At 34.7% G+C, this 26,060-nt stretch carries 17 protein-coding genes; 6 read left to right on the forward strand and 11 right to left on the reverse strand.

Annotated features, from left to right (window positions below; translation table 11 throughout):
• Window positions 1–3: 3 nt before the first annotated feature.
• The 7 genes from PGH12_RS10795 to PGH12_RS10825 form a co-directional block, all read right to left on the reverse strand.
• Window positions 4–897, reverse strand: a complete 894-nt coding sequence (locus PGH12_RS10795) for a DUF6089 family protein (protein WP_267596918.1) — start codon at window positions 895–897, stop codon at window positions 4–6.
• 210 nt (window positions 898–1,107) lie between these two features.
• Window positions 1,108–3,603, reverse strand: a complete 2,496-nt coding sequence (locus PGH12_RS10800; protein WP_267596917.1) for an exopolysaccharide transport family protein — start codon at window positions 3,601–3,603, stop codon at window positions 1,108–1,110.
• Window positions 3,604–3,605: 2 nt separating this feature from the next.
• On the reverse strand, window positions 3,606–4,454 hold the full coding sequence (locus tag PGH12_RS10805; protein WP_267596916.1) for a polysaccharide biosynthesis/export family protein: 849 nt from the start codon (window positions 4,452–4,454) through the stop codon (window positions 3,606–3,608).
• Between the two features lie 29 nt (window positions 4,455–4,483).
• Window positions 4,484–5,614, reverse strand: coding sequence for a glycosyltransferase family 4 protein (locus PGH12_RS10810; protein ID WP_267596915.1), 1,131 nt, complete (start codon window positions 5,612–5,614; stop codon window positions 4,484–4,486).
• Between the two features lie 104 nt (window positions 5,615–5,718).
• Window positions 5,719–6,717: a glycosyltransferase gene (locus PGH12_RS10815; protein ID WP_267596914.1), complete on the reverse strand. Its 999-nt coding sequence runs from the start codon at window positions 6,715–6,717 to the stop codon at window positions 5,719–5,721.
• 3 nt (window positions 6,718–6,720) lie between these two features.
• Window positions 6,721–7,791 (reverse strand): formimidoylglutamase, encoded by a 1,071-nt coding sequence (locus PGH12_RS10820; RefSeq protein ID WP_267596913.1) that lies wholly within the window; start codon window positions 7,789–7,791, stop codon window positions 6,721–6,723.
• 125 nt (window positions 7,792–7,916) lie between these two features.
• Window positions 7,917–9,005: a glycoside hydrolase family protein gene (locus PGH12_RS10825; protein WP_267596912.1), complete on the reverse strand. Its 1,089-nt coding sequence runs from the start codon at window positions 9,003–9,005 to the stop codon at window positions 7,917–7,919.
• 205 nt (window positions 9,006–9,210) lie between these two features.
• On the opposite strand from PGH12_RS10825, the gene PGH12_RS10830 reads away from it, so the two are divergent.
• Window positions 9,211–9,885 carry a hypothetical protein gene (locus PGH12_RS10830; protein WP_267596911.1) on the forward strand — a complete coding sequence of 225 codons (675 nt, stop codon included), beginning with the start codon at window positions 9,211–9,213 and terminating at the stop codon, window positions 9,883–9,885.
• A 130-nt stretch (window positions 9,886–10,015) separates the two neighbouring features.
• Complete coding sequence (locus PGH12_RS10835) at window positions 10,016–10,720, forward strand: hypothetical protein (protein WP_267596910.1); 705 nt, start codon at window positions 10,016–10,018, stop codon at window positions 10,718–10,720.
• Window positions 10,721–10,843: 123 nt separating this feature from the next.
• On the opposite strand, the gene topA is transcribed toward PGH12_RS10835, so the two are convergent.
• From topA to PGH12_RS10855, 4 genes are all read right to left on the reverse strand, one after another.
• Window positions 10,844–13,414: a type I DNA topoisomerase gene (topA, locus tag PGH12_RS10840; RefSeq protein ID WP_267596909.1), complete on the reverse strand. Its 2,571-nt coding sequence runs from the start codon at window positions 13,412–13,414 to the stop codon at window positions 10,844–10,846.
• A 334-nt stretch (window positions 13,415–13,748) separates the two neighbouring features.
• Entirely contained in the window at window positions 13,749–17,207 is a 3,459-nt protein-coding gene (locus PGH12_RS10845) for a T9SS type A sorting domain-containing protein (RefSeq protein ID WP_267596908.1), read from the reverse strand.
• Window positions 17,208–17,481: 274 nt separating this feature from the next.
• Entirely contained in the window at window positions 17,482–18,621 is a 1,140-nt protein-coding gene (locus tag PGH12_RS10850; RefSeq protein ID WP_267596907.1) for an EpsG family protein, read from the reverse strand.
• On the reverse strand, window positions 18,618–19,628 hold the full coding sequence (locus PGH12_RS10855) for a hypothetical protein (protein WP_267596906.1): 1,011 nt from the start codon (window positions 19,626–19,628) through the stop codon (window positions 18,618–18,620). The genes PGH12_RS10850 and PGH12_RS10855 overlap by 4 nt, the downstream gene beginning before the upstream one ends.
• Window positions 19,629–19,816: 188 nt before the next feature.
• Here PGH12_RS10855 and PGH12_RS10860 point away from each other — a divergent pair, with 188 nt between their 5' ends.
• Genes PGH12_RS10860 through PGH12_RS10875 form a run of 4 tightly spaced genes read left to right on the forward strand, consistent with a single transcriptional unit; the run spans window position 19,817 to window position 26,000 of the window.
• Window positions 19,817–23,470, forward strand: a complete 3,654-nt coding sequence (locus PGH12_RS10860; RefSeq protein WP_267596905.1) for an MMPL family transporter — start codon at window positions 19,817–19,819, stop codon at window positions 23,468–23,470.
• A gap of 42 nt (window positions 23,471–23,512) precedes the next feature.
• The gene (locus tag PGH12_RS10865; RefSeq protein WP_267596904.1) at window positions 23,513–24,427 is read left to right on the forward strand and encodes a dialkylrecorsinol condensing enzyme DarA; all 915 of its coding nucleotides are present in this window, start codon (window positions 23,513–23,515) and stop codon (window positions 24,425–24,427) included.
• A 2-nt stretch (window positions 24,428–24,429) separates the two neighbouring features.
• Window positions 24,430–25,569, forward strand: a complete 1,140-nt coding sequence (gene darB / locus PGH12_RS10870) for a dialkylresorcinol biosynthesis protein DarB (protein ID WP_267596903.1) — start codon at window positions 24,430–24,432, stop codon at window positions 25,567–25,569.
• Window positions 25,569–26,000 (forward strand): hotdog family protein, encoded by a 432-nt coding sequence (locus PGH12_RS10875; protein ID WP_267596902.1) that lies wholly within the window; start codon window positions 25,569–25,571, stop codon window positions 25,998–26,000. The genes darB and PGH12_RS10875 overlap by 1 nt, the downstream gene beginning before the upstream one ends.
• Window positions 26,001–26,060: the final 60 nt, after the last annotated feature.

Genomic DNA, 26,060 nt, shown 5'->3' on the forward strand with positions numbered 1-26,060 from the left:
AAATTAATCACAATAACATGGTGGTCTTCCGAAAGAATAGGTCAATCCTAAACTAAAGGTATTCATCCAATCTCTTGACTCCAGATCACCTATATTTCTACTTCCTATAAAGGCAGCTTCTCTTTCTTTTGATACAATAAAGTAATCGCCAGTCTGCAATAGCGATCCTCCGGTAGCAGGACTTAAAATATCTGCATTATAATTTGAAACAACATCTTTAGCAAGTACTTTGCTATGATCAAGCTGATCTGTCAATGCAAGTCTGAATGTAGCTTCTGCAAAGACTGCCCAACCGTGATTAAATTTATATTTTAATCCAACTCCAAAAGGGATATGCGCTACGGTTTTCCTACCCATTGTATATTCTGTAGTCGTCACAAAATCTAATTCATCAATAGGAGCCTGTGCTACTCCGTCTGCATTTCGTCTGAAGTCGTGATTCAAAGTTGCCTTGGGTGCATCAAACATTATCCCTCCAATTCCTCCAAAAATGTACGGACTTATCATACTTAATTGCTCATTATTCACAGGAAACAAATTATATTCGAAAACTACACTTGCTTCATAAACATTGTTTTTCCCATATGAATTTCTGTTTCTTCTATACTCTTCTTTTGCAGCCTTGTCACTAAACTGAATCTGATTGTAACCTAAATCTACTCGTACAGTCTGATGAGGGTTAAAATTAAATCTATATAACAAACCACCATAAAAAGGAAATCCCCATTCTGAAGCTCTATCCAAATCCAATGGTTGCTGCAAAATGTAATTGGTATTCCCTATATCGCCTACTAAATTACTCATGCCAAGACGAATTCCCAATTCATTTCTTTGTGCCTTTACACTTACCATTGTACCTAAGAGGGTAAGAAAGCTAAACAATAATTTTTTATTCATAGAAGAATATGGATTTATGGTTATTTTAAAAATTAATTTTTGCAAATATAAAACATTTTTATATTAATGATAATCTTAATGTTTCGTTAAAAATAAACAAAAAAACATAATTTGTTATAAACTAAACGACAAAGTGGCGAAATTATTCTTTTTTTAACAGAATTGGGTCTTTTAATAGCAGCAAACCCATTATGTATGGGTTTGCAACAATTATTTTCTGTCAAGATATGCTTTTACAAAATTCCTTATTTTAATTAAAAACGGTTCTTTATAATTTTTGTCTTCATCAAAATACCCATAACCGTATCCATAACCGTATCCGTAACCGTATCCATAGCCATAACCTTGTTTCACTATGTAGTCATTATAAACAAAACCAAGGTGTTTGATCTCTTCATTATGATATTTTTCAGTGATCATTTTCAACATGTATTTTTCTGTGTACTCATGACGCACGATATACAAATTGGCGTCTGAGTATTTCATCAAATCATAAGAATCTGCAACCAAACCAACTGGTGGAGAATCTATAATAATAAAATCATAACGTGTTTTCAGTTCTTCAATCAATTTAATATTTCTTTCACTCATCAAAAGCTCAGATGGGTTTGGAGGAATCGGTCCGGCCGTTGCAACATCAAGATTAGGAATCTTTGTTTTGTTGATAATCTGATCAATGGTAACCTCACCCGTAAGATAATTTGAAATACCGTTTTTATTATCAATATTAAAATCTCCAAAAATTTTAGGCTTCCTAAGATCCATTCCCAGCAAAATTGTTTTTTTATCACTTAAACCCAATACAGAAGCCAAGTTGATAGAAACATACGTCTTGCCTTCGCCACCTACAGATGATGTAATCAAAATAACTTTACTTTTTCCATCTTCACTTGCAAGGAATCTCATATTAGCCCTAATGCCTCTGAAAGCTTCCGAAACAGACGATTTTGGATGATCTAAAACCGTAAGCATATTTTCATTAGTGTTATTTCCTATTACTCCAAGCAACGGAATTTTTGTAGCACTCAGAAGTTCTTTAATATTTCTTATTTTACTGTCTAAAAGGCCACCAATTAAGATTAATACAAACGGAAAAGCAAGCATTCCTCCTATTATCGCCATTTTTGTACCTTTAACATTAGGCCCTATCGGACCTTGTCCCAAATTCTTAGCAGGATCAATAACAGTAATGTCGGGTTGGTTGGTTGCCAATCTCATTTTACTATCATTCTGTCTGGTAAGCAGACTGTTGTACGTTGCCTCAATCATATTATATCCGCGCTCAGCATCGAGATATTTCCTTTGCTTTTCAGGGTATGTAGATAAATCTGAATTGGCTACCCCGATTTGCTGATCGATTTTTCTAAGCTGATCTGTATATACATTATAGATATTTCGTAAAGAACCTGAAGAGTTTTGCTTCGCATCATTAATGAGCCTGTTGATCTCTTTCATTGGCTCAGAATTCTGAGTGTAGATTGTAGCTAACTCTCTTCTTTTTAAATATAAAGCCTTGAGTTCTGTAACAGAAGCCGAAAACATACCATCATCAAAACCTGCAGCAGATGGGCTGATCATCTTATCAAAACTTTGTGTTTCCACAGAGTTTCGAATATTACTCAGCGAAGTCATTTTACTCAAAATATCGGCTTTGTTAGTTTCCAGTTTTTTGATTTCTTCTAAAGATTTTTCATCGCGGTTTTCTATATCATACAATTTTTCAGAAGATTTCAAATAATTAAGAACATTTCCACTAGAATCTAATTGTTTTCTGATGCTTGTAAGACTTTCTTTCAGATATTCTTCTGTATTTTTATCAACCGTATTTTTATCAATAAATCTTTTTTTCTGTAATTCTTTAACAGATTTATTCAAAAAGTTGACTGTACTATTAAGATTAAAACCCGTTTTGGAGATAATCATAATTGTATTGATTTCTTTATCAAAATCTACACCCACCGTAGAAACTATACCATTTACAGTATCATTAACTGTAGATAAACTAACTATTACATTTTCGAACTTAATTGGTTTAGCAATAGGATTCGGAATTAATCTAAATCTTAAGTTGGGAGTAGTATACCATTCATTTACGTTAATAGTTTTGTTTTTTGGTCGTGCAAAACTGTTAATACTCTGAAAACCCTCATAGTCGTATGAATATAGATTTGTAGACTCACCTTCATCCGGCAAAACAATTTCGTACGAATTGCCACCTTTCGGAATTATTGTGATTGGATAATTTACTTGCTGTAAATGCTTCTTATCAACCTCAAGAAAAACCGGAGAATCATCTTTATCGAGGTAAGTAGACTTTATGAGGCCCTTCGTCTGATAATTTACAAATAGATTAAGTTCCTGAACCAAAAACTCGTTATGAGATCGTGATAAGAGCATTTTTTTTAAGTATACCCCATCCTGATTACCACCTTGCCCCCAAATAAAATTAATAGATTGATTGGGAGTAAAATAGCTTGCTGTGCTGCTGGAAATGCTTAAAGACAGATTGGAGGAATATATGTTTTGCGCATAATATTTAGCATAAAACCATGAGATTCCATAACCAATGAAAAACATGAATGCAAACCAATACCAATTTTTTAAGAGCTTTCTTAAAAAATGTTCTATATCAAATAAAGCAAAAGTTCCGAATTTTTCTTTTTGAGCTGCACTTTTATCAACCGATACATCTTTTCCTGGAATCATAATTAAAGGTTTTTTAGAAGTAGATAAATTGATAATGCTGTAGTAATTATTGAAACTCCACTTACAACAGTTTGTAGAGGATCTTTTCCGAATCCGTTTAAGCTACGTCTTTGGGTAGTTAAAAATATTTCATCACCATTTTGTACATAGTAGTAAGGAGAATTCATCACATCTTCGCGGGTAAGATCTATCTGGGCCTTTTTAATACCTTCAGGGAATTTTCTATAAACAACAATATTCTTGCGGTCAACAGTTCTGTTGAGTCCACCATTAATTGAGATAGCTTCAGTAAGAGTCAGCGTATTTTTATGAGCTTTTTTTTCTCCGGTAATTCCGACAGTTTCTATGTCACCTAATACATAATATGTGATACCATCAATATTGAGTCTAACTTCAGATTTGCCTTCCTGAAAATTTTCATTTACCTTTTCTTGAATTTCCTTAGCAAGATCTTCAATAGTTTTTCCTTCTGCCTTTAGATAGCCGATCCCGAAGACATAAATATCCCCATTAGAATCGACTTTTAAACCATTTGTATAGAGATATGCATTACCTCCGCCACCTGCACCTGCAGAGCCTGCTCCAGTAGTGCTACCTCCCCCGGAGCCACTAGAAGCATTTAAACTAGAGTAAAACTGTGCAGCATCACCTTTAGGAGTGGTTACAATATTCAAAATAAACATATCGTTTTTTGTGATTCTGTAAATAGGAATATTGTACGGGATCAGTCCTTCTTCGTTAAGAACGAGACTTTCACTTGGTTGCATATATTTAACATCTTTTGTTGTAATACAAGATGTTAGGAATAATGTTAGGAGTAGGAACAGAGGGTATTTATAAAATTTCATCATAAATTAATATAGTTTGCAAAAATAGAAATTTAATTATTATGTTTTAATCTATTATTTCTAAGCGAGTATATGAAATCGGGCAGATAAGCGCCGGCAAAACCAAGTGCCAAAACTATCCCTAATAACAGATTTACATTCGTGTGCCTAAAAATATAGGCTGTACCAACAATAAATAGATAGTAGGATATGATATAAAAACTTGATCTTTTATGAGTTATATCGAGTCTTAACAACTTGTGATGAATGTGATTTTTATCTGCTAAAAAAGGAGATTTTTTATTCCATAAACGAATAAGAATTACATTCAAAGTATCTACAATCGGCAAAATCAAAATTGCAACAGCAATAACAGGGGCAGATTTCAGATGATATTTTGGCACGAAAGGCAGCTGTCTGTCAATAAAAATATCTATAAAACAGATACATGTAAAAGCTAATAGAAACCCTAAAAGCATTGACCCAGTATCCCCCATAAATATTTTTGCAGATCTGTAATTTGTAAGATTATAATACAGAAACGCAAGAACCGACCCAATGATAATTACTGATAAAACTACCAGAGGAAAATTATACGGTCCCAATCGGTAATAACTAATACCAAAAAGTGCACTGCAAATCAGAGAATAGCCTGCGGCCAAACCGTCTATGCCGTCAATAAGATTAAATGCATTGATTAAAATAATAAAAGTAACAATTGTAAATATGACGCTGACGAGATAGTTGATCTGATAGATTCCGCAAATCCCGAAAAGATTTCTAATTCTTACATCTGAACCGATTACGATACAAGCAGACACAATAATCTGAGCTACAAGCTTTTTATAAGCACGCATCACGACAATATCATCCATCACACCTACATACAGCAGAATAACCAGTGACGCAAATAGAAACTTATACAAATCGAAAAGCTCATATGCAAACACAGAAGTGCAGATTCCTATTGAGTAAAATATTGCGATACCACCCAGATTAGGAATTTTCCGCATGTGCGAACTTCTCACTCCCGGCTCATCCATCAGGTTTTTTCTTCTGGAAATTTTAGTAATAGTGGGAATAGAGAAAAAGGTGATTAAAAAAGAGAATAGAAAACCCAAGCCTATTTTCATGTAAAAAATAGAAATTCCAGAGTGATCTAAGAACAGTTCAAAATTCTTCATTTTTTTTCTATTTAAGTACTTATTCAGGCTTAGTTACCCTCAAAGTCTTAACGAAACCATTGTCAGTCTTTTTATCAAGTTGACAAATTGCTTTCCATTTGTGTTTAGATTAGTTTTCTTATCAATTTTTTCTGTCCGGAAAAAAACAGCAGATAAAAAATTTTTTTTTTCAGTGGCAAAGATAAAAGATAATTCCTATCAAAACGACTGTAAACCAATATATCTTTAAATTTAATATTTCTTTGCTGCATAAAAATCTTCAAATGGTGTGACATTTTGAAGAAAATTGCCTCATCTTTTACGTAAGCCAAATAAGCTAAAAACGTGTAAACACCTTCCAGAATCTGAAAATTTTTGAGCTCTTTTTTATTTGATGCATAAGATGATTTTGCAAAATAAACCTCCACATTTTCTACCGCTCTCAGGATATCAAGACCTTTTTCTGTATGGCTTTTAGAAATAGAATCTGTACGCTCCAGATATTGATAATGAAAATTTTGCGTTTGTGCCAGCGTTTTGCATTCAAGCAACAACTGCGGAATCAACTGAATATCTTCAAAATGAATACCTTTTTTGAATCTTTTCTCAGCGAAAAGTTCCTTCCTAAACAATTTATTGCAGGCAAAATAGCTTAAATCTGAAAAGACCGAAAAGTGCGCTGCCAAATCAATTTTTTCGGGCATATTCGGAATTTGCGTCAGCTTTTGAGTAACATTTCCTTGCTCGTCTACCTTTTGAATATTACAAATAGCCATCTCAGCATGATGTTTTACAGCTAAATTCAGCATTTCCTCAAACATGGTTGGCGCCACGTAATCGTCACTGTCTACAAAACCAAAATAATCTCCAGCCGCTCTGTCAATCCCGAAATTTCTGGCATCACTTAGTCCGCCGTTTTCCTTTGAGAAAGCTTTGATCTTTTTCGGGAACTTCTGAGCATAATCCTGAATTATTTTCTCCGACCGATCACTGCTTCCGTCATTTACGACGAGAATTTCAATATTATGAAACGTTTGATTTACCAAAGAGTCGAGACACTTCGCCAAATAATTTTCGACATTATAAACAGGAACGATGATAGAAATTAAAGGAAAATTTGCCATCTATCAGCTTTTTGTAAATCTTGCACTCAGCCAGCCTTTTTTGGCTTCATCAAAATCTTTTCTGGAGCACGGAATACAGTTTTCAATGTTTTCATCGTCGCCAAAATACCAAAGATTGCTGAATGTATCGCGCTTAAAAGCATATTGTCTGTCTTCTATTAAAACATAAAACATTTCATAATGCCTTTCTTTAGGATGAGATTGCTGTATATTAATTCCTTCAATCAAATACCAGATCATCTGCGCGAGAAGTTGATGATTAAGCTGATTTTCAGTATAAATATTGTAATTAAAAATTCCTACCGATTTCAGATTTTCGCTCAAACCGATTTCTTTCATGAAGGCACAGATTTCTCTTCTGTTTAAACCGTTCACCTGCGGATTCATCGAAAAAGCATCACTGAAACTTTCGATCGCATCACAATTTACCGTAACCAGATCTGCTTTTCTAAAAAAAGGCTCAGTTTTTTCAGTAGTATTCATCATTTCTGCCAAACGGATGATATCAAATTCAACTTCTTTGATAAGCTTCACAGAATCTGCTTCATTTAGATGTTTCTGATAGCCCAAATGATGATAATTTTTTATGGTGAAATTTTTTGAACCTAAAATTTTGCTCAAAAAAGTATGTTCGTCAATACGCTCACCCTGTTTTAATGAAATAATATTGCTTATTTGAGTATAATTAATATTTTGCTGATGAAAATTTAATCCTGAAAATAGAGAGAAAGCAAAATCATTTGATCCGCCAACGATAACCGGGATGGCTCTTTTAGAATGACATTCAGACAATACCTCCTGCAGAATATAATGAGAATCTTCCACAGATTTTCCGGAAACCAAATCTCCCAGATCCACGATCGGAATTTCAAAATCTAATTTTGAAAGTTTGTAAAATTCATTTCTTACTGCTGTAAAATCCTGCACTTCTGCATCACCATTGGCGCCTCTGTAATCTGAAACAAAAAGCAAAACGATGCTGTCTTCTTTTATTTCTTTGGTAATCCGATTCCCGATCTGCCAGTTTTCTGTTCTGAAATTTCTTGGGGAAATAATAAAATCTTCAAAATTCATGTACTCACATACTTATTAAGGGTCAAAAATATTAAAATAAAATGAGTAAGCAGACTTATGAGTTTATATTTTGCAATTCAGACCTACATCTGGTATAAAATCAATTGTTGGGTGTGATATAAATTTCATGTATTCAAAATCTCAAACACAAAAGTCGTAGAAGTCTCAAACTTTCCACCCTGCGTGGCTCCGAATAAAAACTGAGGTCTTTTCCCATCTTTACTCATCAGAATCATCGGTCTTTCAAGTCTTCCGAATCTTTTCAAATGTTTCGGCGGTGTTGCTTCTTTAATATAATGCTGCATATTGAGATAGGCAATTTCAGGTTTCGTCCAACTTATACCGTCTTTTGTGGTTAAGTGCAAACCGTATTCATGGTTAAAAAATCCCATGTCGCGCGCAATTATATGAAATTTTCCGTTTTGTTTCCAGATAAATGCGTCTTCCAACTGAGCGTTGTTGGGCAAAGAAGAAAAATCAATCACCGGATTTTCCGATACTTTTTTATAAGGTCCGGCTGGAAAATCTGCTTTTGCCAAACCATACTTTCGGTTTCCTCGCACGGCTCCTCTTTGGGTTTCGTATTCCTCGGTATTCCATGATTTATAGAACAGCCAGTATTTTCCGTCATTTCCTTTTACAAAAGCGGGATTTGTGGTGCAATGGTCATCCCACGCACCTTTTTCTCCGGGAAGAAGCAACGGTTTTTCGGGTCTTTGCCAATCTCCGTCGAGACTTTTTGAAGTTGCCAGGCCAATTCTTTTGGTATTCGTTTTTCCATTTGAATTTCCCATGAAAAAAAGATAATACTGATCATCTACCTTTTTGATTAAAGGATTATGGCAGGTTGTTGCATCCCAAAATTCATCACCTCTTGGCTCCAGAACAATTTGTTTATGTTTAAATTCTTCAAAAGGAGAATTGGCTTCTGCACGGCAGATTTCAGAACCATTGAGCCAGCCACCCATTCCTTTTTCTTTTTTCCAGCGGGAATAGAATAGATGCACTTTCCCGTCTTCACCCCAAATCGGGGAAGAGCACCAAATGTAGTAACCTTCTAATTCTAGTGATCGTCCGATAGGTTTTAGATTAAAATAAGGTTTGCCTTCTGAAGATAATAATTCTGTAAATGAAGAACCAAAAAACACCGCCGCCACACCTAATCCAGCAAGCTGTATAAATTCTTTACGTGAAAAGTTTTTCGGCTGTCCCATATCATAAAATTCTCTACAGCCAAGGTAATGGGATTGACTGTGCAGAGCATCCTGCACTTTCGGGTTTTCTTAGAGTAAGTGATTTGAAGAAATTTTTCTTTTATTTAAATTTGAGTTTTATGATTATATTTGGATGTTGAGCATCAATCACTTTTGATTTATTTAATAAAACGAATCCAGCTAAATCAAACTTAAAAAAGTACACATGAAATCATTTTTAAACTTTATCCTTCTTATTCTTTTTGTGAATTTTTCAGCACAGAATTATTATCCTAAACTTAACAACTTGTGGTTTGACAAAGATGGAGTTATCGATCAAACCGAACAAAACCATTTGGTAACTGAAATAAAAAGGATTTCAGAGAAAATCTTCTATAAAAACTATCAATTTTCGGGAGCTACCAACACCAGTTCTTTTACAAGTATACAGATTATTCCTAAAAAAGATTCAATTCAAAACATATTCAAATCTCCTATTACGGTAATTTTTGACAGAGAAGCAAATCAAAAAGCAGAAGGTATCCCGATGACCTATACTCAAAACGTGAATATGGAAAACAAAACCCTCAAGTCAAATCTCGTTGTTGATAAAGGTGGATTTAATCTGTGGATTCCGGAAAAACTCTTCAGAGACACGGCTTCTAAAAAGAACCGATTAATGTTCAATATAACTGGTGCAGATATAGAAATTAATAAAGAAGCTACGCAAATAAAGTTTACCGGAACTTTTCCTGACGAAATTAAATTCAAACGAGCTCAGACACAAGAAATCAATACAATTTCTCTTACTTACACCAAAAACAAAATAACATTAAGCGTTCCTTATGTGGACAAAAAAGATAAACAACAAAACAGGATTCTCTTTGAAGAAAACTATTAGTAAATGATAAAACATTTTTTGTGATTTTTGAAAATTTTCACTGAAATTTTTTAAAGTTTCTTTGATAATGGTTACGAGTGAGACACTCGCACAGGCAGATGATGTTTTTAATCCAAAATTCCTGAATATTATGAATTTTAAAACTAAAATAGTTATGATTTTATTATCCTCCTTATTACTTACGAATTGTAAGGAGGAAGTGAAAAAATGTGTAAGTCAATCAACCGATACTAATGTAAAACTATATAATGATTTAACAGATCAGTTGATACCTTATTTTTTTAGAGAAGATTATTTAGGTGAAAAAAGATATTTTGATAGTTTAAGAGTTCACGATGATGATTTATATATCGAAGAGAAGACAAAAGCGCACAACGAAATTTTTAATAATCCTGAAAAATTTTGCAATTTGTATATAGATTCTACTAAAAGTAAAAATACAGATTTTGCTACAGGTAGTAAAAATTTTATTACAGGTCATCCCGAAGCTCATATAAATTCCATAAAAATAAGGAAGGAGTTTTTAAAAGAATTTTCCAGTAATACAGATATTATTAAAAAATTAAGCACACGAAGTACTATAAAAGCTAATCAATTTAATTTGTGTACCGCAAAAGTTCTAGATCTGGCAGAGTATGATAAGCGTACAAATGAATGTGAGATAGGTGTTGTCTATTTTTCAGAGATTGTATTCGATACTTCAAAAAAAAGAGCATTAGTTTTTGTTGACCATCGTATAAAAAAAGATTATTACGGTAGAACTGCTGTATTTAAACTAAGATTGCATGATAATTATTGGGAAATAGAAGATTTTATGTTAGCGTCAACTTCCTAATTTTATTTTGGATTACACAACGCTGGTGCGAGCGACCCTCTCGTGCCAATTGCATAAAATACACATGCACGCAACAAAAAAAGCACAGACCAAAAATCTGTGCTTTTCATTATTTAAAACTAATTATTTCTTAGCAGCTGGCTTCTTAGCAGGAGCTTTCTTCGCTGTAGTTGCTTTTTTTGCGGCAGGCTTTTTCGCTGCAGGTTTCTTCTTTTCAGCAAAAGCTTTTGGATCTTGTGCAGTAATCCACTTTTTAACCTCATCGAGAGTGACTTCTTTCAGCTCGTCTGCTTCAAATTTGGTATCATCTTTTTTCTTTGGAATTTTGAACATAGCTTTTCCAAATTTGATGAATGGTCCCCATCTTCCGTTTTCAAGAGAGATTTTCTCTTTTTCCCACTGTTGGATGTATCTGTTGGCTTCTTTTTCCAGTTTAGCTTCTACCAGTTCATTGATGTCGCTTTGAGAAAGATTTTCGAAATCATATCGTTTCGGAACATTGATAAAGATGCTTTGATACTTGATAAAAGGCCCAAATCTCCCGGTTCCTTTAGTAATCGGTTCACCTTTAAAAGTTGCAATAGGTGCATCTGCAAGTTTCTTTTCTGCGATAATTTCTTCTGCACGTTTTTGATCTACAGAAAGCGGATCCTCACCTTTTGGAATACTGATGTAGGTTTCTCCCCATTTTACATAAGGCCCAAATCTTCCGACACCAATGGTCACCGACTGATCTTCGAAATCTTTTAATTCGAATGGCAGTTTAAACAATTCTAAAGCATCGTCAAGATTGATGGTGGCAATATTTTGCCCTGCCATCAACGATGCGAAAACCGGTTTTTCTTCATCATCCTGCTCACCAATCTGAATCATGGCCCCAAATCTTCCGATTCTTGCATACACATTTTTTCCTGTCTTAGGATCAACTCCAAGCAGTCTTTCTCCGTTGGCGCGGTCTGCATTTTCTTCTACATCTTCAATTCTGGGATGGAATTTTGAGTAGAAATCGGTCATCATTTCTTTCCATTTCTGGTCGCCATGAGCGATTTCGTCAAAACTTTGTTCTACTCTCGCTGTAAAACCGTAGTCTAAGATTTCGGCGAAATTATCTGTTAAGAAATCGTTGACTACCTCACCGATATCTGTAGGAACAAATTTATTTTTATCGCCCCCGAATTTGTCTTCAAGAACTTCTTTTTTGATTTTATCTTTAGTCAAAGAAATTTTAACCACTTCACGAATCTGTGGCTCAAGCTCTCTTTTGTCTACGTATTCGCGATTCTGAATGGTCTGAATAGTCGGCGCATACGTTGACGGGCGACCAATCCCCAATTCTTCCAGTTTTCTCACCAAACCAGCTTCTGTATATCTAGCGCTTGGTCTGGTAAATTTTTCTGTTGCCGTAATTTTTTTATAGTCTAAAACTTCACCTACTGTAACTTTCGGCAATAGTTTTTCGTTGCTTTCTTCGTCTTCATCTTCAGTTTTTACGATTCCGTATGCTTTAAGGAAACCGTCAAAGATGATCACTTCTCCTTGCGCTTCAAAATGCTGAGGAAGTTTTGCATTCCCGATTTCGATTACCGTTTTCTCTATCTTAGCGTTGGCCATCTGCGAAGCCAGTGTTCTTCTGTAAATTAACTGGTATAATTTGCTTAGCTGAACATCACTAATTGATTTAACAGAAAAATCTGTCGGACGGATCGCCTCGTGAGCTTCCTGCGCTGAAGAAGATTTGGTAGTATATTTTCTCGGTGCCGAATATTCTGCCCCGTATTCTGATACAATCTGATTTTTAGCCCCGTCAATCGCTTCCTGAGAAAGGTTTACCGAGTCGGTTCTCATATACGTAATGAATCCTTCTTCATATAATCTCTGTGCCAGACGCATCGTGTTGGTCACATTATAACCTAACCTTGAAGAAGCTTCCTGCTGTAATGTAGAAGTTGTGAACGGTGCAGAAGCAGACCGCGTTCCGGGTTTAGTTTCAACATTGAGAACTTTGAACTCTGTAGTTCTTGCTAGTTCTAAAAAATTCTCTGCATCTCCTTCCTTTTCAAAATCTTTTTTGAGTTTGGCAGAAATTTCCTGCGCTGATTTATTTAAAAATACGCCGTCAAGTTTAAAACTTGCTTTTGGTGTAAACTGACGAATTTCTTTTTCTCTTTCAACGACCAGTCTTACTGCAACCGACTGCACTCTACCTGCTGACAATCCCGGTTTTACTTTTTTCCAAAGTACAGGAGACATTTCGAAACCTACGATTCTGTCGAGAACTCTTCTTGCCTGTTGGGCATTAACTAAGTTCTGATCAATATCTCTCGGATTTTCTATTGCTTTAAGAATAGCATTTTTGGTGATTTCGTGAAAGACAATTCTTTTTCTGTTTTCTGGCTTCAGTTTTAATTCATCTGCCAAATGCCAGGCGATTGCTTCACCCTCGCGATCCTCATCGGAAGCGAGCCAAACCATTTCGGCTTTCTTTACGGCAGATTTTAGTTCTGTTACCAGTTTCTTCTTGTCGGCAGAAACTTCGTAATCCGGACTGAAGGTGGCAAGGTCAATCCCCATTCCTTTTTTCGGAAGATCACGGATGTGCCCGAAGCTCGATTTGACTTCGAAATCCTTCCCTAAATATTTCTGAATAGTTTTTGCTTTTGCCGGAGACTCGACGATTACTAAATTTTTCGACATCCTCTAAATTTTTGCAAAAGTAAAGCTTTTTTATTAGATGAATTTTTTCGAGATCATTTAATTGTGATAATTCTTATGGTATGGGCATGATGGAAATAAGAAAAAATGTTTATTAATAAAATCTGAAGTCTGTCTGGATACTGATTTAGATAACTTAATATCATTAAATGGAGTGACGAGTAGATTTTATAACCTACAAAAAAGTGTTACTAATAATAGATTTTATCAGTTATTCAATTTAGTGTTTCAAATAAGACGAATAATATTTTAATTATAAAAAAAGCAAAACAGATGACTGTATTGCTTTTAATTCATTTAAGATCTGTTCGATGAATTATCTTTTAATAATTTTCACAACCGTTTCAGCATTATTTACCCTAACTAAATAGACACCAGAAACTAATGAAGAAATATCTGTCTGACTGTTTTCAAATTTTCCCGATTTAACCATTTGACCAGATGCATTATAAATTTGGTAATAGTAATCTCTACGATCGGTAGCTTTAATATAAAGGATATCTTTTACCGGATTTGGAAATAATGTGATCCTATCCTCTTTTGCAATTTGAGAAATCTCTTTTTCGGTGAAAATATTGCGTGCTTTTACCGTTGAGCCTGCAGTAACCGGAATGGCAGGAATTGGCCCGGCCTCGTTTCCATTTTGATCGTATTTAATTTTAACACATCGGCAATTCATTCCAAAATAAGGATCATTATTATCATGAAAGGCAATCATGGCATTTGAAGATGCATTAAAAAGCAAATTGATTGGTCTGCCAATATAATTTGAATTTAAAGCTGCAGTCCAGATACCGGAATATTGGAAATTATTTAAAGTAAAAGTTCCCTGAGCTGTTTGATTAGCCGTTACACTTCTCATACCACGCGAACCGGAATTTGGGTAGCTTCCCACAGAATAACTTGCGTCATTAAAAGTATATCCTATCGTGGAAGCTGATGAGTTTTGAATTCTTATGCCTAAATAATCATTAAGTATGCTATAACTGGTTGCTGCTTTCTTATCTTTTTTATACCAAGGCGAAAGACCATAATCACGATTGGTAATGATTGCGACTCCCGTAACGTCAGGAATTCTCCAACCTTCCGGACAAGGGTCAAAAGGAGACTTCTCACCGCCTCGTCCCCAACGGTCTGCTGCGGCATTAGGCTCGTTCAGTAACCAATCGGTTCCATTTGTGTAGTTTGGAACGGCTGTATTATATGGTGCTAATGAACTAGGAATTAAATAAGACAAAGGATTTCTCACTGAATACGACAATACTTTTGCTATTTTATCCGCAGTTTTATCGGTAGACAAAACATTTGCATTAGATGCGTTGGTGTATGTATCGTAAGGGATAATATAAGAACCTGAAAGATTATTATATGCTGACGGAGTAAGTGTAGTGTAAGCCACAGCACCATTCGCATCCACATTTCCTAAAAAGATATTATACGGATCGCGATTGTCGGCAAATTGAAATGACGGTATAGGATCTTTTCTTCCCCACTGATATTGTAATCCTGTAGACGCTCTAATTTTTTCATACTCTTGTGGAGTTGGAGCAAGTGGGTTTGCAACGATTGGGAATGCATCAGTTGCCCCGAGATTCCTGTCCATAAATTCCGTCTTTAAGATTTCGCCTAAAGGTGTATAGTTGATATAATTGGTAGCGACAGCATTTGGAAGTTCTGTTGTATAATTGTAGGAACCCACCGCTGTATCTGTCACCCAAATATGCCATGACCAATATATAGGGTTTGATATGCTTCCGTTATGCAAAGTAACCACTGCATTTCCGCTTTGATTTGGATTTAATGATACCAAAATTTTAGAATTGCTGAGACCTGAGACGGAAGCTGGGGAAGGATTTGTTACTGAAACTGCATTAATCAAAGTAGCATTGGTAGACCATAAAACATTTGCTTTAAGATCATTAAAACTTGCCGGGTTTAATATTTGAGAATTATTCAAAAGCTGACTTTGAACAGAAAAGGCTTTTGACACAGGGATTTCCACAGTAGTCGCAGTTGAATTTTTTACTAGCTGATATGTATTCGGATTTTTTAAACCTTCCGTATATTCTGTATTTGTATTTATATATTGTGTTGGAAAATCGTATCCGTTTACCACATATAGAGGATCTTTTATGCATCTGCATCCATTAGCATCCGAAGTTTTTCCGGTCGCTGTCGGCTGATACCAATATCTTCCTTTGATAGTAGGATTTGCGGAATCTGGAATATCATTTTGATATTTATCCGGCAACATAAATAATGCTCTTGCACTTACCGCAGGAGTTGTGTCAAAAAAACGGGTTAATGTAGCAGTCCACAAAGCAACGTGATGCTGGTCAGTATATTGCCCTCCCTGAGCATTAATCGCCAACTGTCCGGTGCCGGGATATGCGCCCATATTATTACCACCGACATTAGACAGATCAAAACCGACATTTGCATACAATTTAAATCCTGTCATAAAAGCAGGAACATTGGTATCATTTGGCTTAATGATATGATATCCATTTGTTTCAAAAGCACTTTTACCTAAAGTTGTTTGCACTCCGAAAGGCGAATAATCTATCCTGATATCGTCAATATATGAACCTGAAGCGAGATTGGGAACCAACATCGAAGGAATTCTCCATCCATTGGGACAAGGATCAAAAGGCGACTTATCCCGATAAGGTGCATTGCTGCTGGAAAGATTATAATTTGTCGGCAGTTTACCTTTCGAGTTATCAGACCAAAGATTAAGCTCAGTTAACTTACTGTCTACAAAGCTTGCGGATCTTCCAAACCAATTGACCATCAGATTGGCGTTATTATTATAGTACGCCGGACCAGAATTATCATCCTTATTCACATAAATTAAGCTTAAAGGATTTTTGACGGAAAGTTGGATATTATTATCTAATGTTGCATTAGACAGCAGCACAAATTTTCTGAGTGCATCAAAATTTATTGCCTGATTAAAGTTTTTTGCACCACGATGCCGTACTTTACCAATAGATCCCGAAACTTCGTAAAAGTCGTTACCCCTCAAAACTAAAGGCGGGATGGGATCTTTTCTTCCCCATTGGTAAAGCAGTCCTCCACTTCTGTTCCATTCGCCTCTTGTATTGCTGTTAGTAATGGCACCTAGATTTCTGTCCATCCATTTCCATTCGGAATCGGGAATATTTTCAATCACTCCGTCACTTCTTTCTCTTCTTACGGCTGAAAAGCTTTTGTAAGTTGAGCCATTCGTCGGATCATCTGTTACCCAAATATGCCACGACCAAAAAATTTCTCCATTAAGTCTGAAAGCTACGACAGCATTTCCTTTTTTGGCTTTATTGATCATGACCTTTATTTTGCCATTTTCCCCCGAGTCTATTATTTCAAGATTATAATTTGTTCCTGATTTTATAAGTCCAGGGACATCTTCCCATAGAACATCAGCTGTCATTTTACCCTTAATTGTTCCTGCGCTAGCCAGATATTTGTAACTGCGCCACATTTCGTAAGCTTTTTTCACAGGAATGAAAAGTCCTTCACCGTTTTGTGCAGGGTCAAAAATATAGCTATTGGGCGCTTTTGTATAGTCTAAAACTGCTCCTGCGCGCAAAAAAATTTCAGTGGCTTCATCGCTCCTACCTGAAACTTGATCGATCGTATCGCTCTTTTTATAACCATGTATTTCTTCTTTGGCAGAAAAAACATTCTCGGTTCCTAAACTCACTTTAGAAAACGCACGAGTAGATACTAAGCAAAATAATGCTACAAGGCTGATGTTTACTTTATTATTCATGACCTAAGATTGTAATTATTAAACCATTTCTCGTATTTAACTAAACTTAACAATAATGTAATTATAATAAATATTGACGTAACATTAAATCTTTATATTATTAAATATTTAATCGTAATCCAATATTCATACATATTTGATTTCATAAATATACAACAAAAGTACCATAACATGTGAATAATATGTTATGGAGAAAGTCAATTTTATTTAACATTAAAAAATTGAGCCTGTCGAAAAAATTTTAGAATAAAGTAAGCAGAAAACTGATTAATAATTAAGGCAGAATATAGTTTTTATAGAGATCAATCGTATATCTGCCACCGATGATGTTTTGGAAACTTGAAAAAACAACAAAGTTAAAAAATACCAGTGCAATAATAAAGGTGTAAATTAATTTTTTGGTATTTGCTTGCACTACATACATCGCATTGATGATGATGATATAAGAAAAGCCAATGAATGCTCCCGCAAGCCTTGAAGAAAAGATAGGATTATTTTTGAATATAAAATACAGACAGATTCCCATTACTACATAGACTCTGTGATATTCGTAATAAGGATATTCTTTAACCATCTTATCATCAAAAACAAACAGAAAAAATGTAATGATCATCAGCATGACTTCAGGAATACCAAAACCACCATTTAACCTTTGAGAAGATTCATCCATATATCCGTTAAAACCATCAACAAGCATACTTTCAGAAGACATATTAGTAAGAAAATCGCCGAAAACCCTGTAAACTTCGAATGGTGAGGCAAAGACCGATGCAATAATCAGCACCAGCATTATCGTTTTATTTAGAGGAATCCTTACGAGCCAATACATCGGTAAAAAAAGGTAACATACATTATGAATTCCGGTAGCTATAAACATCCAAAACAAATATAGAAGAAGCTTCCTTTCTTTGATGAATCTTAGTGAGAAGTAAACGATGAAAGTTCCCAAATTTTGCCTGATCTGCCCACTTTCGCCAATAAAAAAGTTGGGAATAAACATAAAAAGCGTAAAAGTAAAAGGATAAAACGTGTTATCTTCGGTATACTCAACTTTAAAATAGATGGCAAAAATTGCGATCACAAAAGTAAGAATGTAGTATGGTGCGTTAAAAACATTTAGCAACACCTTATTTATCAAAGCATAAAGCCATTCTAAATCTACATTTTCTGAACCTTCAAGGTGTAGTGCTTTTAAGAAAATATTGATATATTCTTTCGATCCGGAGTAGAAATAAATCATCTTATAACTTCCGTAATCTGGCCCCACATTATCACGAAAACCCGCGAGTACAATCAAATAAACGCCCAAAAACCAAAACCATTTTTTCTCGACCTTATTGCCAAAAACCTCCTGAATGCTAAAAAAAAGCATATAGATAATTGCTATAATAAAGTAAGGATGCAGTAAACTCATGGTTTTGTAATATAGTTTTTAAAATCGTGGCACGCTATGATAGCTCCTGTGAGGATGAGTGGTAAAAAAAGTCTGATTTCCCAAAAAAGCCCAACCAATGTTATCATACCGAGATAAGGTAGAGAAAAAAACAAATACTTCTGCAAGACAATCTTGTTTTCATTAATGATGCAGAGTTTAAACATAAAATGAAGAGCGATCACCGAAAAAATCAATCCAGCGAGATTGAATGGACTCGAAAAGTTCTGGACAATATAAAAACCTTCCACGAAAGTTGTCTCACTGTTTTTTAAAATCATTCGCAGACCCAGATAAGGAAGCAAAAAGGCAATAATCAACGGAATAATTTTCCAGATAAACTTTAGACTTCCCTTCCTAAAATGGTTTAAATCGAACGTGACCGCCGCAAAGAAAGCTATATTCAGACATGCTGTCTCCCGAACAAAAGTAGACAACATGATGAGAAATACCAATATATAATAAAACTTCTGATTCCCTGTATGAAGATATTTTAAAGTAAGCAAAACTCCTGATAGATAACAGAATAATGCAATCATATCACAGTTTGACGGAGTATATTGTGTAAGAATGATAAGAAATATCAGTAAAAGATGCACTAAACGTTTAACATTCACATCAAGCACACCTGAATTAGGAAAATATCTTAAAGTAACATTTAATAGAATTGAATTTAAAATCAGGAAGAATAGATTCATCAAAAAAAGACCGTGGTAAAAGGGCGTTCCGTTCTTCACTAGGAGGCTTTTAAGAGACGCCAAATGATTATTGATCATATATTCCATAAAATCAGTCATATAGATACTGAGCTGATTGGGAATAACGCGGTAAGAATAAACAGAAGTAAATAAAAAATCCGGTGGTCTCTCAGATGTTTTAAATTTCGTATACGAAGATTCGAAGCCATAATATGACATCACGAAAAGCAGAAATGGAAGTATTACTACAAACAGAAATCCGTTTAATTTTTCATCAAATGTTTTCAACATACAAAGCAGTTCCCAGATTAAGAATAATTTCGTGTTTTATAATAAGTAGATAAGAAGGAACTTTTGCAAAAGTAAAAGATTTTTTCATTTTAAATGGAATATTTTATTGATTTTCAATGAAAACTTATTATAAATGTTTTAAAACTACTCGATAAAAAATTAAATTTGCAAACCTGATTTCGGATCTCATGCATCGCTTTTTCATTTATTTATATTATCTGATTGCCAAAAACAGATTTCTTTCTATCGCAGCAGCTTTAGGAATTTCACTTTTATGTCTTTTTTTTGCTTCGAAAATTAATTTTGAAGAAGATATTAATCAAATTATTCCCAAAAGCGAAAAGTCTGATCTTACCGCAAAAATCCTTAAACAACTTAACTTTTCAGATAAAATCATCGTCATCATCGAAAAAAAATCAAATGACGATCAATTTCAGTTATCCGAAACGGCTGATCATTTTTTAGAAAAAACGAAACCTCTGGCAAAATATATCAATTCGGTACAGGGGAAAGTAAATGATAGTGAGATTTCAGAAACTTTTGATTTTGTGAATCAGAATCTCCCTTTGTTTTTAGACGAAAACGATTACAGAGAGATTGAAAGAAAACTTGATAAAGACAGCATCGCAAAACAGGTTGAGAATAATTATGTTTCGTTGGTTTCACCGACCAGTCTGGTGACGAAAGATTTCATTAAAAAAGATCCGCTGGGAATCACATTTTTAGGAATCAAAAAACTAAACGCGCTCAATATCAGCAAAGATTTCAAACTAGAAGACAACTATGTCGTAACTAAAGAAGGGAAAAATCTCCTTCTTTTCATCGAACCCAAAAATAAAAGCAACGATACCAAAAACAACGAGTTTTTTGTTAATCAACTCAATCAAATTAAAGACAACCTCAACAAAGAATTCAAAGGAAAAACGGAATTGAGTTATTTCGGCTCACCGGTAATTGCGGTGGCAAACGCTCAACAAATTAAAAAAGACATTCAGAATACGGTTATTATTTCGATGACAGTTTTACTGATTTTGTTGATCTATTATTTTAGAAGTTTTTTTACGCCCATCATTATTTTTCTTCCTACTTTATTTTCAGTGTTGCTGGCGTTGCTGGTTTTGTATTTTATTAAAGATAAGATTTCGGCCATTTCATTGAGCGTTGGAGCAATTTTGATTGGAATCACAATTGATTACGCACTACACATTCTCACGCATTACAAGCACAACAATAATATTGAAGAGCTTTATAAAGAAATTACCCAACCCATTATTCTGAGTAGCGCGACGACCGCTGTTTCATTTCTGTGCCTGGTTTTTGTACGATCAGAAGCGTTGAAAGATTTGGGACTTTTCGCATCGATAACAGTTTTGTTTTCTTCGGTTTTGGCATTAATTATCGTTCCGCAACTGTATCATCCAAAGGAGAAATCGGATAAGTTAAACACCAATTTCATTGATAAAATCGGGCATTATCCTTACGAGAAAAACAAAACTTTGATTATTGGCTGTTCGCTTGTAATTGTTGCGTGTTTGTTTGGGTTTAAACATGTTGGTTTTAATGAAGATATTGGCGATTTAAATTACATTCCGAAAGATTTAAAAATAAGTGAGGCAAAACTAGAAAAGCTTTCCGACATCACTTCAAAATCTATCTACACAATTTCTTACGGAAATTCGGAAGGAGAAGCTTTGACAAAAAATTCGGATCTCAGTCGGTTTTTAGAGAAGGAAAAACAGGAAGGCAAAATTCTAAGCTACAATTCTCTTGGGAATGTTGTTTTATCCAAAGAAGATCAGCAAAAAAAAATACAGATCTGGCAAAACTTCTGGAATAAAAATAGAAAAGAACAAGCCGTTTCCGAATTGGCCTTCAATGGAAATAAATTTGGTTTCAATTCTTCAGCTTTTGATCAGTTTAATGAAAATTTAAATAAAACTTACTCCACTCTAACTTTAAACGATTACGAAAAAATAAATGCACTTCAGATCTCAGAATTTCTCAGTCAGGAAAATGGTTTTTACACTGTTTCGAATGTGGTAAAAGTAGACGAGAAAAAAAGAGATGAATTTATTAAAGATGTTGAAAAGAAACATGATGCCATCGCCATCGACCGTCAACAGATGAATGAGAACTTTTTGGGCTTGCTGAAAAGAGATTTTAACACATTGATTAATTATTCATTGCTGGCAATTCTGCTTACAATTATTGTTTTCTTCAGAAATTTCGAATTGACTTTGCTTACCATGTTTCCGATTGTCTTAACCGGAGTTGTGACAGCAGGAATTCTCTATTTTCTCGGTTTAGAATTAAATATTTTCAGCACCGTTGTCTGTACTTTGGTATTTGGAGTTGGAGACGATTTCAGTATTTTCCTGACTCAGGCGATGCAAAAAGAGCATACTACAGGAAAAAATCAGCTTCCTACTTATAGAATCTCGATTATTTTGGCAGTTTTTACAACGATTTTATCCATCGGCTCTTTAATTTTTGCCAAACATCCAGCTTTACATTCTTTGGCTTTGGTAGCTTTGATAGGAATGCTTTCTGTGATCATCATTACATCAGTTTTATATCCGTTCTGGTTTAGATTCTTAATTATTAACCGGGCTAAAAAAGGACTTTCGCCAATTACTTTAAGATTATTCTTACACTCTGTAATGCTCTTTATTTATTACGGTTTGGGCGGATTGATTTTTTCGGTAATCGGAAGCATTTTCGTGAAAAACTCAAAAGGAAAAACTTTAGATATCATTAAAATAATTTTAGCTAAATTTTTAACATCAGTTTTATACGGAAACCCATTTGTAAAGAAGAAAGTTCTTACCAATCCTAAAGAAGATTTTAGTAAACCTGCCATAATTATTGCAAATCACACTTCTTTTTTAGACACTTTAGCGATCGCAATGGCAACTCATAAAATTGTGTATTTGGTAAATGATTGGGTGTACGACTCCCCGGTTTTTGGAAAATTGGTAAAAGCTTTAGGATTTTATCCGGTTTCTCAAGGCATCGAAAATGGAAAAAATAAATTAAAAGAAAAAATAGATCAGGGATATTCTTTAGTCGTTTTCCCGGAAGCCGAAAGATCTTATAAAAATGACGTAAAACGATTTCACAAAGGTGCTTTTTATCTGGCCGAAGAATTTGGTTTAGATATTTTACCTCTCTACATTCATGGAAATTCTGAGGTTTTGCCAAAAGGTGACTTTATTATTTATGACGGTAATATTATTGTAAAAGTCGGCGACAGAATTAGCAAGGATGATCTATCATTCGGAACAACTTATAAAGAACGGGCGAAAAATATTAATTATTATTTCAGAAGTGAATTTGCCAAACTGCGAAACGAAATTGAAGACGAAAATTATTTTAAAAAGAAACTGTTTCTAAGCTTTCTTTACAAAGAGACGGAAGTTGTAAAAGAAGTCAAAAATGATTTCAATATAAATAAATCAGCTTATTTTGAGCTGAACAAACATATTCCGAAAGATGCCAATATCTTACATATCGCAGATGATTTTGGGCAGAAAGATATTTTACTTACACTTCAGGAGGCAGGACGAAGAATTTTCAGTTTAATTAAAAATGAAGAAAAAAGACAAATTGCACAAAATAATTATATTGTTAAAAGAAGAAAAATAATTCACATTCAGAACCCTTCGGAGATCACCAGAAATATTGATGTTCTATTAATTTCTGACGCAACGTTTGATTCAAGCAAAATAGATAAGCTTCCGAATATTATTGTTTTTCTGACTGCAGAGAATGTCGTTTTTACAAACCCTGCATTTAACTTAGTGCCTACTTCTGAATCAATAAGAGTATTCCTACACAAATAATAAATTTTAAAAGCATATTTTTGTAATCCTTAAAGAATATTAATGCAGAAAAACGTACTTGTTCTCTATTATACACAGACTGGTCAGTTGGAGGATATTATGAAAAATATTGCCCAGCCGTTTGAGGATAAAAAAGACGAATATCTAGTCACTTACTACAACATTCAGCTGATAGAGGATTTTCCTTTCCCTTGGCCGAGTGATGTTTTTTTCAATACTTTCCCCGAATCTTATTTGCAGATTCCGAGCGAGATTCTTCCGCCACCAGAAAATGTGCTGAATAAAAAATATGACCTTATCCTTTTCGGATATCAGGTTTGGTACCTTACTCCTTCTATTCCTATTATTTCATTTTTGAAAAGCAGTTATGCAGAAGGTTTATTAAAAAACACACCCATCGTTACCGTTTCCGGAACCAGAAATATGTGGATGCTTTCTCAGGAAAAATTAAAAGTTTATTTAAAAAATTTAAACGCCAGTTTAGTCGGAAACATCGCATTGGTAGACAGACACGATAATTACACAAGTGTTTTAACAATTCTTCGCTGGCTGACAACCGGACAAAAAGAAAAATCAGGAATACTGCCTGCAGCCGGAGTTTCAGATGAAGAAATCAACGGTGCCGGAAAATACGGTAAGATCATTGAAAATCATTTCGACGACAATGATTTTGCAAATCTACAGCCCGATCTGGTAAAAAACGGAGCCGTAGAAATCAGACCATTTCTGGTGCGTGTAGAGAAAGTAGGCAACAAAATCTTTACAGTATGGAGTAATCTGATTATCAAGAAAAAAGAAAAACGACCTTTGCTGATCAAATTCTTTAAAGTATATTTGATGGCAGCAATATGGATTATTTCACCTATTGTTTTGGTTTTTCATATATTATTAGCGCCCCTTTTGTGGTCTAAAAGACAGAAACAAAAAGAATATTTACAAGGAATTAATTTAAAATAGAAATGCAAGACGTATTTATAACAAAAGCTTCAACATACTTCCCGAATGAGCCGGTTTCGAATGACGAAATGGAAAGCTATCTTGGATTGGTAAATAATACACCTTCTAAGGCAAGAGCCTTAATTCTAAGGAACAATAAAATAAAAACCAGATACTACGCTTTAGATAAAGAAGGCAAACCAACACATACCAATGCCCAAATCACTGCAAAAGCAGTAGAAGGACTCTTCGATGAGCATTTTAAAAAAGAAGACATGCAGCTTTTGTCTTGCGGAACATCTTCGGCAGATCAGATTCAGCCATCACACTCTTCAATGGTGCATGGCGAACTGAATATCGGCAAATCTGTAGAAATCAATACGGCAACAGGTCTTTGCAATTCTGGGATGAATGCATTGAACTATGGTTTTCTAAATATCAAAGCAGGTGTAAAAGACAACGCTGTCTGTGTAGGTTCTGAAAGAATGTCTGCATGGATGACCGCTGATAAATTTAATCATGAAGCTGAAAATTTAAAATTGCTGGAAGAAAGACCCATCGTAGCTTTCAAAAGAGAGTTTTTGAGATGGATGCTTTCTGATGGTGCCGCTGCGTTTTTATTGGAACCAAAACCAAGAGAAAACGAGACTTCACTGAAAATAGAATGGATTGATTTCTATTCATATGCACACCAAATTGAAGCTTGTATGTATTCAGGTTGTGAAAAGCAGGAAGACGGGAGTTTAAAATCATGGGCAGAATATCCTGCTGAAGAGTGGCTGAACCAATCTATCTTTGCTTTAAAACAGGATACTAAAATTCTTGATAAATATATTCTTGTAAAAGGCGCCGAAAGTTTGAGAACTTCATTCGACAAACATCAGCTTGATCCGGACACAGTAGATCATGTTTTGGCACATATTTCTTCCGGTTACTTTAAAGAAGGTTTAAAAGAAGAATTTGCCAATGTTGGATTAGATTTCCCATGGGAAAAATGGTTCTATAATCTTTCAGAAGTTGGAAACGTAGGCGCAGGATCTATCTTTATCGCTGTAGAACAGTTGATGAATTCAGGAAGACTGAAAAAAGGAGAAAAAATACTTCTTTGTGTTCCTGAAAGTGGAAGATTCGCTTACTCTTGTGCATTGCTAACGGTTTGCTAATGGAAGTTGCATTACCGAATTCCGATCAAAATTTTGTGGAAAAACTGATTCCCCAGAAAGCTCCTTTCGTTATGGTGGGCGAGGTTTCAGAGTATTCTGAAAATCATGTCATCTCTGGATTTACCATTCAAGAAGACAATCTTTTTGTACACGAAGGAATATTTCAGGCGTCTGGTTTAATCGAGCATCAGGCTCAGACGGTAGCTTTACATACTGGTTACAAATATTTTCTTTTAGGAAAAGATGCTCCCACAGGTTATATTGGTGCTATTAAATCTTTTGAAACCGATGTTTTACCAAAAGTTGGTGATCAGTTGATTACCGAAGCAACGATTCTGAATGAGATGCTGGGCGTTACTTTAGTTGAAATCGTCACTAAAATAAACGATACCGTAATTTCAAAATCGCAAATGAAAACGGTTGTAAAATAAAATTAAAAACAAATTCGTCAGTTCGAGTAAAATTGTGCAAGAATTTGTATCGAGAATTTT

The organism is Chryseobacterium sp. CY350, from assembly GCF_027945075.1.
Taxonomy (GTDB): domain Bacteria; phylum Bacteroidota; class Bacteroidia; order Flavobacteriales; family Weeksellaceae; genus Chryseobacterium.